Raw genomic sequence first — 20,057 nt, 5'->3', positions numbered from 1 at the left:
ATGGCGACGGGTGGTACGCAACGAACATGCCGGGACCTGCACCGGTCCGGCCGACGGCCCAAACACAACAAACGCACTGAAACCAAGCCACAACGCCACGCCAGTCCAAACCAGGGTCGTCGTCATGATGTGCTCCCGCGAAAACAGGCAAGAATCACTAGCGGTGATTTGCGCGAATCAGGGAAGCCCGGAGGAGTACGGATCAAGATTGCAATTTTAGGCACTGCGCGTCGCAGCATCCGTAGAAGCCGCTCATTCGCGGAAAGCGCGTGACGCCTCAGATCGCTTCGCCGCGTGCGCCTGCGGCCGCGTTGCGGATCGCGGCAATGTTGGTCTTGTACGCTTCCTGCGTGCCGCCCCTGAACACGGACGTGCCGGCGACGAAGGCGTTGGCGCCAGCCGCGGCCAGGAGACCTGCGACGTCGGGACCGACGCCGCCATCGACCTCGATGTCGATCGGACGGCCTGCCGTCATCGCGCGGATATCGCGGATCTTGCCGATCGCGGAGGGGATGAAGGCCTGGCCGCCGAAGCCGGGATTGACCGACATCACCAGCACAAGGTCGACGAGGTCGATGACGTATTCGAGCACGCTGATCGGCGTGCCTGGATTGAGCGAAACGCCGGCCTTCTTGCCGAGCGCGCGGATCGCCTGGAGCGAGCGGTGCAAATGCGGACCTGCCTCCGCATGCACGGTGATGTGGTCGCAGCCGGCTTTCGCAAAGGCCTCGAGAAAGGGGTCGCACGGTGAGATCATCAGATGGGCGTCGAAGATTTTCTTCGTATGCGGGCGCATCGCCTTGATGATGTCGGGGCCATAGGAAATGTTCGGAACGAAGTGCCCGTCCATCACGTCGAGATGGATCCAGTCGGCGCCGGCGGCGTCCACGGCGCGCACCTCCTCGCCAAGCTTGGAGAAATCCGAGGCCAAGATCGAGGGCGCGATTGCCAGGGGGCGGGGGGCGAAGGCTTGGGTCATAGCGCGGTTTCCCGTGGCGGCCGTGAAAGATGAACTCGCCTAACATGGGCCTCTCAGCCGGGCAATGCAGGGGTGGCGAGCTTTCTGTGGGCGGAAATTTCTGCCGCGATCGGCATGAATTGCCGGTGTTCCCGGGCCGTGCAAAGTGCGGCGAAGGCGGATTTCATTGAGCTTTTTTCGTTGGCACGGCGCTTGCTGACGTCACCTCCAGGACATTGGCCGCGGCATGCCGCATCGGTTGGAGTTTTGCGATGTTGTTTGCCCTTGGTGCCGCATCGAGTGCGCTCGACGCGATCCAGTCGCTGACGAATTCGAAATCGTCCTCGTCGACCCAGAAGACGGGGTCTTCGAAAGGCGCGACCAATCCGTTCGCGATCGACAGCGGCAGCAACAGCACGACCAGCGGCGCGACCTCTTCGGTCAATTCGGGCAAATATCCGAAGATCTCGCCGGAGACGATGAACGCGTTGCTCGCCGCGCAGAGCCAGTCCTCTGACAGTACGAGCAGCACAGCCAGCTCGACCTCGTCGAACCCCACGTCCTCCACGTCGACGTCCTCGACGAGCCGTGACGCCGCGCTGAAGGACCTTTTTTCGCAGATCGACGGAGACGGCGACGGCAAGATCACCAAGTCCGAATTCGAGAATGCGCTGGGTGCCGGCGGCACCAACACGGCGCAGGCCGACGACGTGTTCTCCAAGCTGGATTCGAATTCCGACGGCAGCGTCAGCCTCGACGAGATGTCGAAGGCGCTGAAGAGCGGCCATCACGGCCACCATCGCGCGCAAGGTGCGGGCGATGCGTCCGGCACCGGTTCGGATGCTTCCTCGCAGTCGAGCGGCGGTTCGACCTCGACCACGACGACCGGCGCCGACGGCTCGTCCACCACCACCGTCACCTATACCGACGGCTTCAAGATGTCGACAACGGTCCCGGGCGCCCCCAGCGCCTCCGGTAATTCGGCTTATGATCTGTTTGCGCAGTTGATGCAGCGGCAAGGCGGGCACGGGCAAGGCGCCTCAGCGGCTGCCGGCTCGTCCATGTCGATGAGCGTGTGAGCGAGAAGCTCTCCCTCCGCAAATTGCGTCGTCGTGCCTCGCGGAGACGGGGCATCCAGTACGCCGCGGCCTTTCGGTTCAATCATTTATCGTCTCTGGAATACTGGATCGCCCGGTCTTCGCCGGGCGATGACGTGTGACGTGTTGCGAGATGCGAGTGCTACTTACGCGCCGAAGCGATCCTTCCACGCCGGTAGTGCCCCTGCGAACGGCAGTGCTGTCGCATTGTAAATGCCACGTGCGATCGCGCGCGCGACCACGTTGGCGGCGACCGTGCCGAGTTCGGTGAGGCCGACCAACGGCTCGACCGGCTTCTCGCCAGTCGCGGCGGCAAACAGCACGTCGCCGTCGGTCGGGGCATGCACCGGATAGATCGCGCGGGCAAACCCGGTATGCGCGATCATCGCAAGCCGCTTGGCCTGTGCCTTGGTCAGCGTCGCGTCGGTGACGACGAGGCCGATCGTGGTGTTTTCGCGCGCGGTCGCGGCGAGCCCGCCCTTGATGCGCATCGCCAGCATGTCCCGTGTGAACGCAGTCGGTAGGCCGCGCCCGCCGAACTCGCCGTTCTCCTCGAATGGCGCTGCCCAGAACCACGGCCCGTCGCCGACGGTGGCGCTGCCGACCGCGTTGACGACGATAATCGCGGCGACCTTGATGCCGTTGGCCAGGACCGCGGAAGCTGACCCCAGCCCGCCCTTGAAGGTCGCAGTGGTGGCACCCAGGCCGGCGCCGACGCTGCCCAGCGCGAAATCGTGGCTTGCGGCCAAGGCCGCCGCGTAACCGAGATCGCGATAGGGCGCGAAGCGCCCCCAGGCCTTGTCGCCACCATTGAGCAGGTCGAACACGATCGCACCCGGCACGAGCGGGATCACCGCGCCGCGGATATTGAGACCGCGACCCTGCTCGGCGAGCCAGGCCTGCACGCCGCCGCCGGTCTCGATCCCGAAGGCGGAGCCACCGGACAACGCGATCGCATCGACCCGTTCTTGCGTGCTGGCAAGATCGAGCAGGGCATCCTCGCGGGTACCCGGTCCGCCGCCGCGGATGTCGATCGCCGCGACCGCCGGTTGGTCGAAGATGATCGCGGTCGCGCCCGAGGCGAGTTTCGCATCCTCGGCATGGCCGACGCGGACGCCGGCGATATCGGTGAGAAGGTTTTTCAAGACGGCTCCGCAGGCTGAAAGGCGATCGCTCCAGCGATATCGCAGGGATGCCGCAGGCTCAACCGGCGAGCGCGGTCCTGAGCATCTTGGCGAGCTCGGACTTGCGGTAGGGCTTTGCCAGCAGCAGCACGCCGGAATCGAGCCGGCCGTGGTGGACGATGGCGTTCTCGGTGTAGCCCGAAGTGAACAGCGTCTTGAGGTCGGGGCGCCGGCGCGCCGCCTCATCGGCGAGCTGGCGGCCGTTCATGTTGCCCGGCATGATGACGTCCGTGAACAGCAGGTCGATGTCCTTGTCGGAGTCGATGATGATGAGGGCCTCGGCCGCGTTGCCGGCCTCGAGGGCGGCATAACCGAGGCTCTTGATCTGGGTCACGACATATTGCCGCACCAGCGCGTCGTCCTCGACGATCAAGATCTTCTCGTCGCCACCGGTGACGGGCGCGTTCTGGAGCGCCTCGAACTCGGTCTCCTGCACGCCGCTCGAGCGCGGCAGGTAGATCTTCACGCTCGTGCCGTGGCCTTCCTCGCTGTAGATCTTGACGTGGCCGCCGGACTGCTTGACGAAGCCGAACACCATGCTGAGCCCGAGGCCGGTGCCCTTGCCGACCTCCTTGGTGGTGAAGAAGGGATCGAACACCCGGTCGATCAACTCCGGCGGGATTCCGGAGCCGGTGTCGCTGACGGCGATCATCACGTAATTGCCGGCCAGCACGTCGGGATTCATGCTGGCATAACCGTCGTCGAGGAAGATGTTGCGGGTCTCCAGCACCAGCGTGCCGCCGTCGGGCATGGCATCGCGCGCGTTCAGCGCGAGATTGAGGATCGCGGTGGAAAGCTGACCCGGGTCGATCAGTGCCGGCCATGCATCCTCGGTGAGCTGCGGCAGGATGGTGATCTGCTCGCCGAGGGTGGGATGCAGGAGCTTTGCGGCCTCGAGCGTCAGGGCGTTGACGTCGATTTCGCGCGGCTGGAGCGGCTGCTTGCGGGCGAAGGCGAGCAGATGCTTGGTCAGTTGCGCGCCGCGTTCGGCGGCATCGTCGATCAGCTTGGTGATGGCGGCGAGTTCGGGACGGTCAGCGACCGCATCCGCCAAAATGCCGATCGTGCCGGTGATGACGGTCAGCACATTGTTGAAGTCGTGCGCGACACCGCCGGTCAATTGACCGATGGAATCCATCTTCTGGACGTGCCTGAACTGCGCCTCGGCCGCCTGCTTCTCGGTGAGGTCGCGGCCGATGAAGAAATGGCGCTTGACCGGATCGGACCACGTGCCCATCCAATTCAGCGTGACCTCGTGACCGTCGTAGTGGTAGTAGCGCGCCTCGAAGCTGCGCTTGACGGCGCCGCGCCGCGCCGCGCGCATCTCGCTTCGTGTCCTGTCGAGATCGTCGGGATGGATGAACTCGGTTGCGCTGTGTCCGACCATGTCCTCCGGACCGAATCCGAGGATATCCTTCACGCTCGGGCTGACCTGGACGAAATTGCCAAAACCGTCGGTGACCAGGATGAGATCCTGCGAGGTCTCGAAGATGCGCTGCCGCTCCTCGATCTCGCGGCGCAGTTTCTCCCGTGACTGCTTCTCCTCCGTGATGTCGTGGGCGATCTTGGAGGCGCCAATGATCTCTCCGCCAGCTGTTTTGAGCGGAAAAATATTGAGCACGACGTCGAGCCGACGGCCGTCCTTTCGGATGCGGACCGTCTCGTGCTGGGCGATCGTTTCGTTGCCGCCGACCCGGTTCAGGATACCCCTGACCTCGGCCTTGCGGTCGTCCGGCACAATGATGTCGATCGGCTTGCCGATGGCCTCCGTGGCGGCATAGCCGAACAGATGTTCGGCGGCCTTGTTCCAGCCGGTGATGACACCGTCGAGCGTCTTCGTGATGATGGCGTCATTGGCGGATTCGACGACGGCGCCGTACAGGGCAAGGCGCTTGCCGTAGTAGTCGCGATCCAATGCTGACTGCTGGCGCAGCCTGCCGACCAGGCCCACCGTGTGGGCCTGGAGGCGGACATTTTCGAGTCAGAAGCACCGCAAGCACGAAGGTAGCTGCGCAGAGGCCGTAGAAGCGGCCAGCGTAGAAGCCGAGATCGAAGCGCGCGACGTTGACGATCGCCGACAGTGCGATGTCGAACAGCCAGGCGCACATCACGACCATGAGCCAGACGTCGATGATCGAATGCGGACGCCGGAACCACAGCGAGACCAGTGCGGCGAAGCTCAGGGACCAAACGAAGGACACCACGCCGATCATGAGCTGCGTGTAACGGCCGTCGCGCAGCAGGACCGGCAGCAGATCGTGCTGGGCAGTGACGATCCAGGTCAAGACGATCGAGACCGCAACGACGCCGAGCGCGCTGGCGCAGATCGCCTTGCTTGCCGAGCCTGAGATCCTGGCGCCGCCGTCGGCCTCCTTCAGCCAGGCATAGGCCAGCACGCAGAGCGGGAAGCCGCCGTGCCAGATCATGTAGAGCCAGACCGCGGTCTGCTGATCGGCACGCAGCAACCCCGTCGGCGAGAAAAGTCCCGGGAAGGTGAGGGCATGGCATGTGGCCGCCGCGGCAGTGAACAGATAGCCCGTTGCTAGCACGAGCAGTGCGCGGGTCCGGAGCACCGCAAACTGCGACAGCAGAAGGACCGCGGTGATGATGTCCGCGGCGGCGAGGGCGGATTGATAGCTCGCGACGAAGGCTGGCACAGGCAGCAGCGGGATACCTGCGAACGGTACGGCCAGTGCGAACAGGATCGAGGCGACGCCGACGATCGCCAATGCTGCGGTGCGGTCCGACGCGGTGGCCGGCAAGGTCGACAGGAATGTGTTTCGCTCGGTCGTCGCGGACAGGTCCAGCTCTCGCGAATCGGTCTTGAGCATCTTCGCCAGTCTCATTTGGCCCAATGAAATTCCGTCCATGGTAGCTCGTTCTGGGCACGCATCATGACAAAACCCACCGCGACTCAACCGAAGGTTACAGCTTGCTTAATCTTGTTGGGAACGCGCACTAGGGATCGGGTAAGATGCGCTTTTACTGGACGGTGCCATAATGCCCTCCCACTGCTATGGGTTCCAGGTTTGAATCAGGCATTTTGATTTCAGGATCCGGGAGTTGTTCCCTATGGCCCGCGTTCTCATCATCGACGACCAGAAGGACGTCCGTGCGATGGTCGCGATCGTGCTGCGCGTCAACCGTTACGAGGTCGTCGAGGCCGACAGCGGCGCGGCCGGAGTGAAAGCGTTCAGCGCGGCCTCCTTCGACGCGGCCATCGTGGACATTTTCCTCGGCGACACCAGCGGCGTCGAGGTCATCTCGACTCTGCGCGAGCTTGCACCCCGCCTCCCGGTCATTGCCGTGTCGGGGATGACCGCGCTGGACTTCATGGAACAATCGCCCCACCTCGCCAACGTGGTCTGCCTGCAAAAGCCATTTCGGCCGAACGATCTTCTGCAAGCGCTGCGGAGGGCCCAGGCCGCAGCGGACGGCGAACTGCCCGCAGCCGTCTGACCTTGCCGCAGGAAGCAACGCCCCGGGGTAACCCGGGGCGCGATGATGATTGGAGGAGGCCTTCAGGCCCGGCAAGTGCGCTCAGGTGCCGTTGCCGCTGATCGCGGCGTAGCCGCCCTTGGCATCCCATTTGTAGACGACGTAGTCGAGCTGCTTGATGTCGCCCTTGGCGTCATACTCGATCGGTCCGATCACGGTGTCCCACTTGCCGGCCTTGATGGCCGCCATGACCTTCTTGGCGTCGGTGGTGCCGGCCTTCTTGGCCGCCTGCGACCAGACCTGCATCGCCGCATAGGTGTAGAGCGTGTAGCCCTCGGGGTCGATGTTCTTGGCCTTGAAGGCGTCGACGATCTTCTTCGCGGTCGGCTTGTTGCGCGGATCGGGGCCGAAGGTGAACAGTGTGCCTTCGCCGGCCGGGCCGGTGATGGAGGCGTATTCCTTGTCGGCGAGCGCGTCGCCGGCCATCAGCACGGTCTTGAGGCCCTGGTCGCGCATCTGGCGAAGGATGAGGCCGCTCTCCTGGTGGTAGCCGCCGACATAGACGAGATCGATGTTGTCACGCTTCAGCCGCGAGACGATCGCGTTGAAGTCCTTGTCGCCCTTGTTGTAGGACTCGTACATCTTCTCGGTAACGCCGGCCTTGTTCAGCGCCTTCTTGGTTTCATCCGCAAGACCCTTGCCGTAGGTGGTCTTGTCGTTGAGGATGGCGATGTTCTTGCCCTTGTAGTTCTTGGCGATGTACTGGGCGGCGACCAGGCCCTGCTGGTCGTCGCGGCCGCAGACGCGCGCCACGTTCCACAGTCCGCTATCGGTGAACTTCGGATTGGTGGAGGCAGGCGTGATCTGGAGCACGTTGCCGTCGGCATAGGCTTCCGAAGCCGGGATCGACGACGACGAGCAATAGTGCCCGGCGACGAACGGCATCTTGGCACTGGCGATCTTCTCGGCGACCGAGCGCGCCTGCTTGGGATCGCAGGCATCGTCCTCGACAGAGAGCGCGAGCTTCTTGCCGTTGACGCCGCCGGCGGCGTTGATATCAGCCACGGCCATCTCGGCGCCGTTCTTCATCTGGCGGCCGAAGGCGGACTCGCCGCCGGTCATCGGACCTGCGACTGCGATGTTGACATCCTGCGCGAACGCCGCGCTCGACAGCGCGATCGAAGCGCCGAATGCCAGACCGATGAGCTTCAGTGATTTCATGAGATACCTCGAGGGTGGTCGCCTGTGGACGTTGCCGGGCATGCCCGGTTCAAACCGGCGCCATTCTTGAATGAATCTTGGGAGAAGTCACCGGCAAAATACGGGCATTGGCGCAGATATCTCGCCACATTCAGCCGCACGCGGGTCCGCAGGCTTGGCTCTTGAGGGTTCGTTCTCGGGCGCCTCAGCCGTGCCGCCCGCCTTCCAGGTAGGCGGCGCGAATCTCGGGGCGCTGCAGCAATTCGGCGCCGGTCCCGGCCAGCGTGATCAGGCCGTTGACCATGACATAGCCGCGATGGGCGAGCTTGAGCGCATGGTTGGCGTTCTGCTCGACGATCAGCACGGTCAGGCCGTCCTGCCGGTTCAGAGTGCGGATCGCGTCGAAAATCTGGCGCGCGATCAGCGGCGCCAGCCCAAGCGAAGGCTCGTCGAGCAGGAGCAGGCGAGGACGGCTCATCAAGGCGCGGCCGATCGCCAGCATCTGTTGCTCGCCTCCGGACAGGGTTCCGCCGCGCTGGGCGTAGCGTTCCTTCAGCCGCGGAAACAGCGCGAACACGCGTTGGAGCGTCGCCTCGCGTTCGGCGTCGGTACATTCGGTCGCGTCCGCCCCCATCTGGAGGTTTTCCGCCACGCTCATGCGCGGGAAGATGCGGCGGCCTTCCGGCGATTGCGCGATGCGCAAATGTGCGATCTCGTGGGTGGGAACGCCGGTGATGTCGCGGCCTTCGTACAGGATCTGGCCGGCGCGGGCGCGCGGCTTGCCGAAGATCGTCATCATCAGCGTCGACTTGCCGGCTCCGTTGGCGCCGATCAGCGCCACGATCTCGCCGGCGTTGATCTCGACGTCGACGCCTTTCAGCGCCTCGATCTTGCCGTAGGCGGCGCGAAGGCTGCGGATCGCGAGCAGCGGAGCGGGGGCCGGCGTCACGACCCGCTCTCCATCACGGCCACGGCCTCTTCCTCATCGGTGCCGAGATAGGCGGCGATGACCTTGGGATCGTCGCGAACCTCGCGCGGGGAGCCTTCCGCGATCCTCACGCCATGGTCCATCACCACGATATGGTCGGAGATCGCCATCACGACCGACATGTCGTGCTCGATCAGCAGGATCGAGGTGCCGAGATCGTTGCGGATCGAAAGCAACAGCTCGCTCAGGGCCGCGCTCTCGCGCGCGTTGAGGCCGGCGGCGGGTTCGTCGAGGCACAGAAGCGCGGGCTCGGTGCACATCGCGCGCGCGATCTCCAGCCGGCGCTGGTCGCCATAGGCGAGATTGCCAGCGGCGTCGTCGGCGCGATCGAGCAGATTGATGCGCTTGAGCCAGTCGGTGGCGAGATCGATCGCCTGCTTTTCGGCGTCGCGATAGACGGGGGCGCCGACAAGGCCCAGGAAGGTGAAGCCGGAGGCGCGCATCAGTACGTTGTGCTGCGCCACCATCAGGTTTTCCAGCGCCGTCATGCCGGGAAACAGGCGGATGTTCTGGAAGGTGCGGGCGACCCTGGCCTGCTTGGCGATACGGAAATCGTTCAGTCGCTCCAGCGCGATCACCTTGCCGTCGCCATGGGTGAGGCGAATGGCGCCGCCGCTCGGCTTGTAGAAGCCGGTGATGCAATTGAAGACTGTGGTCTTGCCGGCGCCGTTCGGCCCGATCAGCGCGGTGATCTTCTTCCGCTCGGCTGCAAACGACAGGTCCTGCACGGCGACGATGCCGCCGAAGCGCATGGTCAGCCGGTCGACGCTGAGAATCTCGTCGGCGCTCATCCGTGCCCTTCCTTGACGAGGTCGGAGGAGATCGCCTGCGCCTTGGTCAGATACACGGTTGGTGCGCGATGGCCGATCAGGCCGCGCGGCCGCCAGATCATGATCAGCACCATCGCCATGCCGAACACCAGCATGCGGTAATTCTCGAGGCCGCGGAACAGCTCGAAGCCGCCGATCATGGCGAGCGCGGCGAGTGCCACGCCAAGCTGCGAGCCCATGCCGCCGAGCACGACGATGGCGAGGACCAGCGCCGATTCCTGGAAAGTGAAAGACTCCGGACTGATGAAGCCCTGGCGGGTCGCGAAGAACGCGCCGGCAAAGCCGCCGAACATCGCACCGGTCGCGAATGCCGTGAGCTTGGTGGTCGTGGTGTTGATGCCGAGCGCGCGGCAGGCGACCTCGTCCTCGCGAAGCGCCTCCCAGGCACGGCCGATCGGCAGGCGGCGCAGCCGGATCGTCACCCAGTTGGTGAGGAGCGCAAGCGCCAGGATCAGATAGAACAGGAAGACGATACGGTGGGTCGGCGAATACTCGATGCCGAGTTTGGCGGCGAGCCCGTTGTCGCTGTTGTCGAGCGGGATGCCGAAGAAGGAGGGGCGAGGAATGCTGGAGACGCCGTTGGGGCCCCCGGTGAGGTCCTGCCAGTTGATGATGACCAGGCGGATGATCTCGCCGAAGGCAAGCGTCACAATGGCGAGGTAATCGCCGCGCAGGCGCAGCACGGGGAAGCCGAGCAGCACGCCCCAGAATGCGGCAAGGATGCCGGCAAGCGGCAGGCAGACCCAGAACGACCAGCCGAAATTGGTGGCGAGCAGCGCGTAGGAATAGGCGCCCACCGCATAGAAGGCGACGTAGCCGAGATCGAGCAGGCCGGCGAGGCCAACCACGACGTTCAGTCCCCAGCCCAGCATGACATAGGTGAGCACGAGGATTGCGAGGTCGAGGATGTAGCGCTGGTCATAGAAGATCACAGGCACCAGCAGCGTGAAGATCAGGAGCGCCGGTGCGAGATAGCGGCCGACGAACGACATGCCGCTTTGCAACGCAGGCGGCACCAGCTTCTCAGGCGCCGGTCGGGCCGATCCATTGCCTGAGCAGCTCGATCACGATCGAGCCGCCGAACACGGCGGCGACGATGGATGCGAGGTCGCCGAATCGCGTCCAGTAGGTGAGCTGGCCGTCGGAACCCGCCTCGGTGCGGATGCCGATCATCAGCGAGAACAGCACCAGCGCGATCAACGCGTTGAAGCAGGCGGTCTTCAGGAGAGCGGGGATGCCCGATGGAGCTTTGGCCGTATTGATCGAGGGAGTTTTCACGCGCGCGACCGTCAGACTTTTTCGACTTCGGGGCGGCCGAGCAGGCCGGTCGGCATGAAGATCAGCACGACGATCAGGATCGAGAAGGCGGCGACGTCCTTGTACTCGACCGAGAAATAAGCCGACCAGAACGTCTCGATCAGCCCGATCGCGAGCCCCCCGAGCATCGCGCCCGGCAGCGAGCCGATGCCGCCGAGCACGGCAGCGGTGAACGCCTTGATGCCGGCGACGAAGCCCATGAAGAAATCGACCAGCCCGTAATAGAGCAGGTACATCAGACCGGCCACCGCGGCGAGCGCAGCACCGATCACGAAGGTCATGGAGATGGTGCGGTCGACGTTGACGCCGAGCAGTGCCGCCATGGTCTGGTCCTGCTCGCAGGCGCGCATGTCGCGCCCGAGTCGGGTGCGCGACACCAGCCAGGTGAAGATCGCCAGCAGCACGATGGTGGTGACGACAACCATGATCTGGATGTTGGAGAGCTGGATCACGAAGCCGTCCGCGCTCTCATGCAGCGTATAGCCGCCGGTGATGAGCGGCGGGATCGGCTTGACGCGGGCGCCTTGCGCCACTTGCGAATAGTTGGTCAGCACGAAGGACATGCCGATCGCCGACAGCATCGGAGCGAGGCGGAAGGAGTGGCGCAGCGGGCGGTAGGCGATGCGCTCGATGGTCCAGCCGTAAAGTGCCGTGATCGCCATCGAGACCAGAAGCACGATCAGCAGGATCACCGGGATCGCGGTCAGGCCGGTCGAGATCAGGAGCAGAAAGGTGATGAGGGCGATGAACCCGCCGATCATGAAGATGTCGCCATGAGCGAAGTTGATCATGCCGACGATGCCGTAGACCATCGTGTAGCCTATCGCGATCAGGCCGTAGATGGAGCCGAGCACGAGTCCGTTGATGAGTTGCTGGGCGAAATAATCCATGGGCTGCCGTTACCAAACCTGACGAGGGCTCAAAGGGAGCTCTTTGAAGAGTTCTCGGGCCCCGGCAACCCCTGAGCATTCTCCTGGTTTTGTAACAGGAGGGAACTGGGTGCTGCAACTGGCCATCGCCTCGGCATAAAGGCTTGTACAGAACTGATTTCGTTACGGACGTCATGATCCGGTTCCGACACGCGCGAGGAACCGGGTTCCGCGGGGCAACCAAAATCGGGGCCGGCCGTTATCTCACCTCGGACGTCCGACAAGGGAGTTTCCCGATATGACGAACCAGCAGAACCAGAATCCCGGCCAGCAGGGCCAGGACCCCCGGTCAGCAGCAGGGCGGCGGCCAGAAACCGGGCCAGCAGCAACAGAGTCCGCAGCGCCAGGGTGACAAGCCGGGCCAGCAACAGGGTGGTAAGTCCGGCCAGCACGGTCAGGACAACAAGTAGAGTTGAGAGCCAAGAACAATGGCCATCGCAGAGGGCCCCGCCGCAAGGCGGGGCTTTTTTCGTGGGCCGCGTCGCCCGGCCGGGCAGTTAAGGTAAACAAAGGGTTTAAATTGCCGCCACAGTCTGATGCGAGTTAGCTCCCGGCAAAGCCTTCGATCGAAGGCGCGGGCCAAGCGAAACGGGAAGCGGCATGTTCGGAAATTGGCGGATCGGTTCGGTCAACGGCGTACTTCTGGCGGCCTATTTCATCCCGGCCTGGACCCTCGTTGCCTTCAACATCATGGTGGCGCCGGTGCACGGTCTCTATGAGCGGCCGAGCGTCGCAGTGGCTCTTTTCCTCAGCGACCATCTTCAGATGGCGGGAATGGACACCGTGCGCGCCGCCTGGCTGCTGGCGCTGGGCCGAGCGACCGTGGTGGCGTTCTTTGCGATCTACCTCGCGCTGCTCTGCGTTCCCCGCATCCGCAAGAACGGCGGCAGCGACGAGGCGCTCGGCATTGCGCTTGCGATCGGCAGCCTGATCTCGTTTGCCAGCATGATCATGGCTTCGAAGGTCGGCGAGATGGCCGCGCTGCGGCTGCACGCCACCGAGCTCCTGCTCTTGCTCGGTGCCGCCATCGTGATTGTGATCGAGCGGCCGGCAGCGGTCCCGCAGACCGTCGAGGCTACTCCGCCGCTAGGTCTTGAGCAGGCCGAGCTCCTGCACAATCGCTGAGGCTTCCTTGACGGCGTGGTTCGTCGCCGGCACGCCGCAATAGATCGCCTGCTGCAGCAGGATTTCCTTGATGTCGTCGGGGGTGAAGCCGCCCTCGGCGAGCGCCGCGCGCACATGCAGGCGGAATTCGTCCCATTGCCCGAGCGCGACCATGGGTGCCGATCACCAGCACCCGCCGCGTGCGCTCGTCGAAATGCGGCCGCGTCCAGATCTCGCCCCAGGCATAGCGGGTGATCATGTCCTGGAAGTCGGTGTTGAAGGCATTGCGGCCCGCGATCGACTTGTCGACCCAGGCATTGCCCAGCACTTTTCGGCGTACATTCATGCCGGCATCGCGGCGCTTCTGGTCGTCCATATTCATCCTCCTCTCCGTCATTGCGAGGAGCGAAGGGACGAAGCAATCCAGTCTGTCGCGGAAAGATTCTGGATTGCTTCGTTGCGCTCGCAATGACGGCTGTGACTAACGTTGCGTCAGGAATCCCACCACCGCGTCGGTGAACGCGTGCGGCTGTTCGACATTGGAAATGTGGGCGGCGTCGATGATGGTCATGCTCGCGCCGGGAATGTTCGAGCGGATCAATTCACCCGCCGAAATCGGCGTCGCCATGTCCTGGCGGCCGGCGATCATCAGCGTCGGGCTTTTGATCTTCGGCAGCAGCGCGCGCTGGTCGAGCGTCGACAGCGCCTCGCAGCAGGCGAGATAGCCTTCGACGGGAGTGGCGAGCAGCATCGACTTCATCCTGGCGGAGACGTCAGGCGCGCGCTCGCGGAAATCCTGGGTGAGCCAGCCGGCGATAACGGCATCAGCGACCGCCGCGATACCGCCTTTCTTCACGGCGTCGATGCGCTCGAGCCACTTGGTCGGCTCGGCGTAGTAGCAGGAGGTGTTGGCAAGGATCAGCTTGCCGAACCGCTCCGGCGCGTTGGCGCCCAGCCATTGCCCCACCATGCCGCCCATCGAGAGGCCGCACCAATGCACCTTCTCGATGTTGAGGTCGTCGAGGATCGCCAGGACGTCGCGGCCGAAGCGCTCCATCGTGTACGGGCCGGCCGGAACGTTGGACTTGCCGTGGCCGCGGCGGTCGTAGCGAATGACGCGGAATATCTGCGTCAGCGCCTTCATCTGCGGCTCCCACATCTGCAGCGTGCAGCCGAGCGAGTTGGAGAGCATCAAGGTCGGCCCGCCGTCGCGGCCCTCGACGGAGACGTTGATCAGGCAACCGTCGGCATCGATCATGGGCATGCGGGCGTCTCCGTCTTGTTTCCGCTCAGGGCTGCTCTATTCGCGCTCGAGGCTGTCGAGCAAGCGGTCGATCAGGGTTTGGGAAGCCCCTTGATAGGCCATCGGCTCGAACAATGCCGTAATTTTTTCCGGCGAAAGATGCGCGGTGACCTGCGAATCGGCCGACAGCACCTCGCGCAGATGCTTCCTCTCGGCAACCGCGCGCTTGCTCGCGGCTTCGACGAGATGATGCGCATCGCTCTTGCCGATCGTCTCGGCCAGCGCAAAGGTGACCGCTTCCGCCATGATCAGGCCGTGCGTCGCTTCGAGATTGCTGCGCATGCGCGCCGCATCGACATCGAGCCCTTCGGCGATGTCGACAATCGCGGCCAGCGCGCCCGAGGTGACCAGCATCAGTTGCGGCAGCGTCGGCCATTCCGCATGCCAGGGCCCGGCGCTGCGCTCGTGGTCCTGCACTTGAGCAGCGAATATCGTCGCGGCGAGTTGCGGCGCCATGGTCGCGCAGCCCAGCGCGCTCGCGGCGGCGACCGGGTTGCGCTTGTGCGGCATGGTCGAGGAGCCGCCGCGGCCTTCCCCGGCGGGCTCGAACGCTTCGGCAACGTCGGTTTGCATCAGCAGCGAGACATCGCGCGCGATCTTGCCGCAGCTGCCGGCGAGAATCGCAAAGCTCGATGCCGCCTCCGCGATCCGGTCGCGATGGGTGTGCCAGGGCGCTTCCGGTAGCGGCAGGTTCAGCTCCTGCGCCAGCCGTTCGGCCACCACGAGCCCTTTGTCGCCGAGTGCTGCGAGCGTTCCGGCCGCTCCGCCGAATTGCAGCGCGAGGCCCTCGCGGGAGAGCCGCCGCAGGCGGCAGCGGGCGCGGGCAAGGCTTGCGGCGTATTCGGCGGCCTTCAGCCCGAACGGCATCGGCAGCGCGTGCTGGAGCCAGGTCCGCGCCACCATCGCGGTGTTGCGGTGCTTCCGTGCCAGCGCGGCAAAGCCCTTGATGGCGCGGCTGAGGTCGGCGTCCAGCGCATCGATGCCGGCGCGCAGCGTGAGCATGGTCGCGCTGTCGATGACGTCCTGGCTGGTAGCGCCCCAATGCACGTAGCGCGCGGCCTCCGCGTCGGCCTTGCCGACGTTGGAGGTCAGCGTCTTGACCAGAGGGATCGCGAGATTGCCGGATCGCGTCGCGGCCTCGGCCAGCGCAGCCATATCAAAGGTATCAGCCTTGCATGCGGCTTCGATCGGGCCCACCGCGGATGCGGGAATCACACCCATGGCCGCTTCGGCCCGGGCCAAGGCTGCCTCGAAATCGAGCATATTCTGAAGGGTCGTCCGGTCGTCGCAGACTGCACGCATGGCCGCGCTCGACAGCATCGGCGCGAGCAGGGGGGAGAGGGATGTGCTCATATCGTGCGGGACCTAATCACCATGCCTCGGCTCTGCCAATCCCCAACCATCGGGCGCAGGCTTTTTGCAGGTGCGAATATGCATTGCACGTGACCGGGTGCCACCCTTTCCTTTGTGGCCTCCGTGCGTTACTTGAGCAGCATCATAGTGACGCATCCCGGGAGGCACCCCATGGCCATGACGATGAACGGCGAAGTCCAGCTTGCGGCGCCGCGCGAGGCCGTGTGGGAGAAGCTCAACAATCCCGAGGTGCTGAAGACCTGCATCCCCGGCTGCGAGGAGCTGGAGAAGACCGACGACGGCGGCTTTCGTGCGACCGCGAAAATGAAGGTCGGCCCGGTGTCGGCGCGCTTCAAAGGCAAGGTCACGCTGAGCGATCTCGACCCGCCGAACGGCTACAAGATCTCCGGCGAAGGCGAGGGCGGGGTGGCCGGCTTCGCCAAGGGCGGCGCCGTGGTCAAGCTTGCGGAGAAGGACGGCGGCACGCTTTTGTCGTACGAGGTCGAGGCGCAGATCGGCGGCAAGTTGGCGCAGCTGGGCCAGCGCCTGATCAACGGCGCCGCCAAGAAACTGGGCGACGAATTTTTCGCGAACTTCGCCAAGGCGGTACAGGGCTGAAGGCCAATACCTTAAGCATTGCGCCTTTCGGCATGGCGCCTTGCGTTCCCTGTGATGTTGCCCCGGGGCATAATGGCCCATATGATGGGTTGGAATAATTATAAGAACCGCTTCGACGGGACCCGTCGGGGCGCTGATAGAGAGTGCTTATGGCAAAAATCTCCCTCATCGTGAACGGCAATCCTGTAACGGCCAATGTCGATCCCCGTACCCTGCTGGTGCAGTTCCTGCGCGAAAATCTGCGCCTGACTGGTACCCATGTCGGCTGCGACACCTCGCAGTGCGGCGCCTGCGTCGTCCATCTCGACGGCAAGGCCGTGAAGTCCTGCACCACGTTGGCCGTGATGGCTGATGGCCACGAGGTCAAGACGATCGAGGGGCTGGCCGCCGACGGCGCGCCGCTGCATCCGATGCAGGAGGCCTTCCGCGAGCACCATGGCCTGCAGTGCGGCTTCTGCACGCCCGGCATGATCATGACCGCGATCGACCTCGTCCATCGCAAGGGCAACGAGCTCGACGATCACACCATCCGCGAGGAGCTGGAAGGCAATCTCTGCCGCTGCACCGGCTACCAGAACATCGTCACCTCGATCTCCGCCGGCGCCAAGGCGATGGCGAAATCCGACCTCGCGTAACCGCGCGCGCACTCTGCGATCAGGACATTCAGATGTACGATTTCAAATACCATCGCCCCGGGACCGTGCGGCAGGCCGCCAACCTCCTGGTGAAGAACGAGGACGCCAAGGTGATCGCCGGCGGTCACACGCTGATTCCGGTCATGAAGCAGCGCCTTGCCAGCCCACCACATCTGGTCGACCTCTCCCACATCGAGGGGCTCAACACGATCGAGATGAAGGGCCGCGCGCTCGTGATCGGCGCCACCGCCAGGCATGCCGAGGTCGCAAGCTCCGCGATCGTCGGTGAAGCCATCCCGGCGCTGGCCGATCTTGCCAGCCAGATCGGCGATCCAGCCGTGCGCCACAAGGGCACGCTCGGCGGCTCGCTCGCCAATAACGATCCGACCGCGGACTATCCGGCTGCGGTCTTGGCGCTCGGCGCCACCATCGTCACCAACAAGCGCCGCCTCAAGGCGGAAGAGTATTTCCAGGGCCTGTTCACGACCGCGCTCGAAGCCGACGAGATCATCACCAAGGTGATGTTCCCGCTGCCGAAGAAGGCGGCTTATATCAAGTTCCGCAACCAGGCCTCGCGCTATGCGCTGGTCGGCGTGTTCGTGGCGCGGCGTCCCTCCGATGTGCGGGTCGCGGTCACAGGCGCCGGTTCGGATGGCGTGTTCCGTGTCACCGCCTTCGAGGAAGCTCTGAAGAAGCGCTTCGCCGCGAAGGCGCTTGATGGCATCGAGGTGCCGGCGGACGGCCTCAACAGCGACATCCATGGCAGTGCCGAATACCGTGCGCACCTCATCGGAGTGCTGACGCGGCGTGCCCTCGACGCCGCCAACGCCAAGGAGTGAGTGATCCTCACGCCTCGGCCCAAACTTGTCCCCGGTGAGGGCGTAGCGAGACTGGCTTTTTCATGACTTCAATGGCCAATACGTCCGGTGCCTTGCCGGCATCGGTCGATGCGATGCTCGAACTCCTGACGTCGCGCGGCTATCTCTCCGAGCGATCGCTTGCCACGGTGACCTACCTGTCGCTGCGCATGGGCCGGCCGCTGTTTCTGGAAGGCGAGGCCGGCGTCGGCAAGACCGAGATCGCAAAAGTGCTGTCGGCGGCGTTGGGACGGAAGCTGATCCGCCTGCAATGCTACGAAGGCCTCGACGTCTCCTCGGCAGTCTACGAGTGGAACAGCGCCGCGCAGATGATCGCGATCCGGATGGCGGAAGCCGCAGGCGACACTGATCGCGATCAATTGTCGTCCGACATCTTCGCCGAGCGCTACATGATCAAGCGGCCGCTGCTTCAGGCGCTCGAGCCTGACGTCGCCGGGCCGCCGGTGCTGCTGATCGACGAGCTCGACCGCGCCGACGAGGCATTCGAAGCATATCTGCTCGAAATCCTCAGCGACTTCCAGGTGACGATCCCCGAATTCGGCACGGTGAAGGCACCGAACCCTCCGATCGTCATCATCACCTCCAACCGCACCCGTGAGATTCACGACGCGCTGAAGCGGCGCTGTCTCTATCATTGGGTCGATTATCCCGATGCCGATCGCGAGCTCGCGATCGTCAAGTCGCGCGTGCCCGGCATCTCCGCAAAACTGTCGCAGCAGGTCGTGCGCTTCGTCCAGGTGCTGCGTAACCAGGATTTTTACAAATCCCCCGGCGTTGCCGAGACCATCGACTGGGCCACCGCTTTGTCCGAGCTCGACGCCCGCTCGCTGACCCCGCAAGTGGTCGGCGACACGCTGGGTGCGCTGCTCAAGTATCAGGACGACATCACGCGGATGCAGGGCGACAGCTTGCAGAAGGTGCTGAAGGAAGCGACGAGCGAGAATTGACGCCTCCGCGTCACGACTGAGCTCGTCATTCGGCGCGCCGCGACGGGATGACGAGTGAGAGTACCTGAACCATGGCCATCAATCACTTGGCACCTGAGCAAACCGAGCAGTTCGCCGACAATATTGTCGGCTTCGCCCGCGCATTGCGTTCGGCGGGCATGCCGGTCGGGCCGGGCGCCGTTATCGATGCCATGAGCGCGCTTCAGGTGATCGACATCGGCAACCGCGCCGACGTCTTCACCACGCTGGAGGCGATCTTCGTCAAGCGCCACGAGCATGCGCTGATCTTCAAACAGGCCTTCCACCTTTTCTTCCGCGCCTCGGAAGAGTGGAAGCACATGCTGGATTCGGTGCCGCTGCCGGAGCAGGCCAAGAAGAAGCCGCAGGCCGGCTCGCGCCGCGTGCAGGAGGCGATGTCGCAGCCGCGCATGACGGAGACACCGCAGCACCAGGAGCAGGATCTGCGCCTGTCGGTCTCCGACAAGGAGATCCTCCAGAAGAAGGACTTTGCGCAGATGAGCGCGGCGGAGATTACCGAGGCGTTGCGCGCCATCGAGCGGATGCGGCTGCCGCAGGCCGAACTGCTCACGCGCCGGCACCGGCCCGATCCCCATGGCCTGCGCATCGATTTGCGCCGCACGCTGCGCGCGTCCCTGCGCACCAGCGGCGAGATCATCGACATCCATCGCCTCGGGCGGATCGAGAAACCGGCGCCGATCGTGGCGCTGGTGGATATCTCGGGCTCGATGAGCGAGTACACCCGCCTGTTCCTGCATTTCCTCCATGCTGTCGGCGACGCCCGCAAGCGAGTCTCGGTGTTCCTGTTCGGCACCCGGCTCACCAACGTGACCCGGGCGCTGCGCCAGCGCGACCCTGACGAGGCGCTGGCGAGCTGCTCGGCCTCGGTCGAGGACTGGGCCGGCGGCACGCGGATATCGGCCTCGCTGCACAATTTCAACAAATTGTGGGCGCGGCGCGTGCTGAGCCAGGGGGCCATCGTGCTGCTGATCTCCGACGGGCTGGAGCGGGAAGCCGATTCCAAGCTCGCCTTCGAGATGGACCGGCTGCACCGCTCCTGCAGGCGGCTGATCTGGCTCAACCCGCTGCTGCGGTTTGGAGGCTTCGAGGCCAAGGCGCAGGGCATCAAAATGATGCTGCCGCACGTTGACGAATTCCGTCCCGTGCATAATTTGAGTTCGATCCACGAGCTGATCAGCACGCTCTCCCGGCCGCTGCCGCCGCATCACCGCAGCCTGATCCGCTCCGCAGCTTGAGAGG

At 64.5% G+C, this 20,057-nt stretch carries 16 protein-coding genes and 3 pseudogenes; 8 read left to right on the top strand and 11 right to left on the bottom strand.

Translation table 11 applies throughout. The annotated features are described in order from the left end of the window. Positions 1 to 277: 277 nt before the first annotated feature. Positions 278 to 979 (bottom strand): ribulose-phosphate 3-epimerase, encoded by a 702-nt coding sequence (gene rpe, locus ACVWYI_RS27135; protein WP_456649355.1) that lies wholly within the window; start codon positions 977 to 979, stop codon positions 278 to 280. A 251-nt stretch (positions 980 to 1,230) separates the two neighbouring features. Here rpe and ACVWYI_RS27130 point away from each other — a divergent pair, with 251 nt between their 5' ends. After that, the gene (locus tag ACVWYI_RS27130; protein ID WP_247339061.1) at positions 1,231 to 2,037 is read left to right on the top strand and encodes an EF-hand domain-containing protein; all 807 of its coding nucleotides are present in this window, start codon (positions 1,231 to 1,233) and stop codon (positions 2,035 to 2,037) included. A gap of 164 nt (positions 2,038 to 2,201) precedes the next feature. On the opposite strand, the gene ACVWYI_RS27125 is transcribed toward ACVWYI_RS27130, so the two are convergent. Both ACVWYI_RS27125 and ACVWYI_RS27120 read right to left on the bottom strand, forming a co-directional pair. Continuing rightward, positions 2,202 to 3,200, bottom strand: coding sequence for a P1 family peptidase (locus ACVWYI_RS27125; RefSeq protein WP_456663655.1), 999 nt, complete (start codon positions 3,198 to 3,200; stop codon positions 2,202 to 2,204). 58 nt (positions 3,201 to 3,258) lie between these two features. After that, positions 3,259 to 6,070, bottom strand: a pseudogene (locus tag ACVWYI_RS27120) (PAS domain S-box protein). A gap of 241 nt (positions 6,071 to 6,311) precedes the next feature. Between ACVWYI_RS27120 and ACVWYI_RS27115 the strand changes: the two are divergent. Continuing rightward, entirely contained in the window at positions 6,312 to 6,698 is a 387-nt protein-coding gene (locus ACVWYI_RS27115; RefSeq protein WP_247339044.1) for a response regulator, read from the top strand. An 81-nt stretch (positions 6,699 to 6,779) separates the two neighbouring features. Here ACVWYI_RS27115 and ACVWYI_RS27110 read toward each other — a convergent pair whose 3' ends face one another. The 5 genes and pseudogenes from ACVWYI_RS27110 to ACVWYI_RS27090 all read right to left on the bottom strand — a co-directional run bounded on the left by ACVWYI_RS27110 (position 6,780) and on the right by ACVWYI_RS27090 (position 11,902). After that, a complete protein-coding gene (locus tag ACVWYI_RS27110) occupies positions 6,780 to 7,898 on the bottom strand; it encodes a branched-chain amino acid ABC transporter substrate-binding protein (protein WP_247339034.1) in 1,119 nt (372 codons plus the stop codon). A gap of 184 nt (positions 7,899 to 8,082) precedes the next feature. After that, complete coding sequence (locus tag ACVWYI_RS27105; protein ID WP_247444497.1) at positions 8,083 to 8,826, bottom strand: ABC transporter ATP-binding protein; 744 nt, start codon at positions 8,824 to 8,826, stop codon at positions 8,083 to 8,085. Further along, positions 8,823 to 9,656 carry an ABC transporter ATP-binding protein gene (locus ACVWYI_RS27100; RefSeq protein ID WP_456663654.1) on the bottom strand — a complete coding sequence of 278 codons (834 nt, stop codon included), beginning with the start codon at positions 9,654 to 9,656 and terminating at the stop codon, positions 8,823 to 8,825. Before ACVWYI_RS27100 ends, ACVWYI_RS27105 begins: the two co-directional genes overlap by 4 nt. Continuing rightward, positions 9,653 to 10,973 (bottom strand): annotated as a pseudogene (gene livM / locus ACVWYI_RS27095) (high-affinity branched-chain amino acid ABC transporter permease LivM). Before livM ends, ACVWYI_RS27100 begins: the two are co-directional and overlap by 4 nt. 11 nt (positions 10,974 to 10,984) lie before the next feature. After that, on the bottom strand, positions 10,985 to 11,902 hold the full coding sequence (locus ACVWYI_RS27090) for an ABC transporter permease subunit (protein WP_247339012.1): 918 nt from the start codon (positions 11,900 to 11,902) through the stop codon (positions 10,985 to 10,987). 639 nt (positions 11,903 to 12,541) lie between these two features. On the opposite strand from ACVWYI_RS27090, the gene ACVWYI_RS27085 reads away from it, so the two are divergent. After that, a complete protein-coding gene (locus ACVWYI_RS27085) occupies positions 12,542 to 13,066 on the top strand; it encodes a hypothetical protein (protein WP_247339008.1) in 525 nt (174 codons plus the stop codon). On the opposite strand, the pseudogene ACVWYI_RS27080 reads toward ACVWYI_RS27085, so the two are convergent. The 3 genes and pseudogenes from ACVWYI_RS27080 to ACVWYI_RS27070 form a co-directional block, all read right to left on the bottom strand. After that, positions 13,028 to 13,421 (bottom strand): annotated as a pseudogene (locus ACVWYI_RS27080) (carboxymuconolactone decarboxylase family protein). The gene ACVWYI_RS27085 and the pseudogene ACVWYI_RS27080 sit on opposite strands and share 39 nt — an antisense overlap. A gap of 105 nt (positions 13,422 to 13,526) precedes the next feature. After that, on the bottom strand, positions 13,527 to 14,309 hold the full coding sequence (pcaD, locus tag ACVWYI_RS27075) for a 3-oxoadipate enol-lactonase (protein ID WP_456663653.1): 783 nt from the start codon (positions 14,307 to 14,309) through the stop codon (positions 13,527 to 13,529). A 36-nt stretch (positions 14,310 to 14,345) separates the two neighbouring features. Then, complete coding sequence (locus ACVWYI_RS27070) at positions 14,346 to 15,701, bottom strand: 3-carboxy-cis,cis-muconate cycloisomerase (RefSeq protein WP_456663652.1); 1,356 nt, start codon at positions 15,699 to 15,701, stop codon at positions 14,346 to 14,348. Positions 15,702 to 15,872: 171 nt separating this feature from the next. Between ACVWYI_RS27070 and ACVWYI_RS27065 the strand changes: the two genes are divergently transcribed. The 5 genes from ACVWYI_RS27065 (at position 15,873) to ACVWYI_RS27045 (ending at position 20,053) form a co-directional block, all read left to right on the top strand. Further along, a complete protein-coding gene (locus tag ACVWYI_RS27065) occupies positions 15,873 to 16,319 on the top strand; it encodes an SRPBCC family protein (protein WP_247338999.1) in 447 nt (148 codons plus the stop codon). Between the two features lie 149 nt (positions 16,320 to 16,468). Further along, positions 16,469 to 16,954: a (2Fe-2S)-binding protein gene (locus ACVWYI_RS27060; RefSeq protein WP_247338997.1), complete on the top strand. Its 486-nt coding sequence runs from the start codon at positions 16,469 to 16,471 to the stop codon at positions 16,952 to 16,954. Positions 16,955 to 16,986: 32 nt separating this feature from the next. Then, positions 16,987 to 17,793, top strand: coding sequence for an FAD binding domain-containing protein (locus ACVWYI_RS27055; RefSeq protein WP_247338985.1), 807 nt, complete (start codon positions 16,987 to 16,989; stop codon positions 17,791 to 17,793). 62 nt (positions 17,794 to 17,855) lie between these two features. Beyond that, on the top strand, positions 17,856 to 18,779 hold the full coding sequence (locus tag ACVWYI_RS27050) for an AAA family ATPase (protein ID WP_247444504.1): 924 nt from the start codon (positions 17,856 to 17,858) through the stop codon (positions 18,777 to 18,779). A gap of 71 nt (positions 18,780 to 18,850) precedes the next feature. Next, positions 18,851 to 20,053: a vWA domain-containing protein gene (locus ACVWYI_RS27045; protein WP_354046348.1), complete on the top strand. Its 1,203-nt coding sequence runs from the start codon at positions 18,851 to 18,853 to the stop codon at positions 20,051 to 20,053. The last annotated feature ends 4 nt before the right edge of the window (positions 20,054 to 20,057 follow it).

It is taken from the genome of Bradyrhizobium sp. LB13.1 (genome assembly GCF_054056815.1).
This window is presented reverse-complemented; position numbering and strand designations above follow the sequence as displayed.

Coding starts and splice junctions, on each gene's coding strand:
- ACVWYI_RS27060 (WP_247338997.1), top strand. CDS start 16,469: ATGGCAAAAATCTCCCTCATCGTGAACGGCAATCCTGTAACGGCCAAT.
- ACVWYI_RS27115 (WP_247339044.1), top strand. CDS start 6,312: ATGGCCCGCGTTCTCATCATCGACGACCAGAAGGACGTCCGTGCGATG.
- ACVWYI_RS27085 (WP_247339008.1), top strand. CDS start 12,542: ATGTTCGGAAATTGGCGGATCGGTTCGGTCAACGGCGTACTTCTGGCG.
- ACVWYI_RS27070 (WP_456663652.1), bottom strand. CDS start 15,701: ATGAGCACATCCCTCTCCCCCCTGCTCGCGCCGATGCTGTCGAGCGCG.
- ACVWYI_RS27055 (WP_247338985.1), top strand. CDS start 16,987: ATGTACGATTTCAAATACCATCGCCCCGGGACCGTGCGGCAGGCCGCC.
- ACVWYI_RS27045 (WP_354046348.1), top strand. CDS start 18,851: ATGGCCATCAATCACTTGGCACCTGAGCAAACCGAGCAGTTCGCCGAC.
- ACVWYI_RS27065 (WP_247338999.1), top strand. CDS start 15,873: ATGGCCATGACGATGAACGGCGAAGTCCAGCTTGCGGCGCCGCGCGAG.
- ACVWYI_RS27100 (WP_456663654.1), bottom strand. CDS start 9,656: ATGAGCGCCGACGAGATTCTCAGCGTCGACCGGCTGACCATGCGCTTC.
- ACVWYI_RS27110 (WP_247339034.1), bottom strand. CDS start 7,898: ATGAAATCACTGAAGCTCATCGGTCTGGCATTCGGCGCTTCGATCGCG.
- ACVWYI_RS27130 (WP_247339061.1), top strand. CDS start 1,231: ATGTTGTTTGCCCTTGGTGCCGCATCGAGTGCGCTCGACGCGATCCAG.
- ACVWYI_RS27050 (WP_247444504.1), top strand. CDS start 17,856: ATGACTTCAATGGCCAATACGTCCGGTGCCTTGCCGGCATCGGTCGAT.
- ACVWYI_RS27090 (WP_247339012.1), bottom strand. CDS start 11,902: ATGGATTATTTCGCCCAGCAACTCATCAACGGACTCGTGCTCGGCTCC.
- pcaD (WP_456663653.1), bottom strand. CDS start 14,309: ATGCCCATGATCGATGCCGACGGTTGCCTGATCAACGTCTCCGTCGAG.
- rpe (WP_456649355.1), bottom strand. CDS start 979: ATGACCCAAGCCTTCGCCCCCCGCCCCCTGGCAATCGCGCCCTCGATC.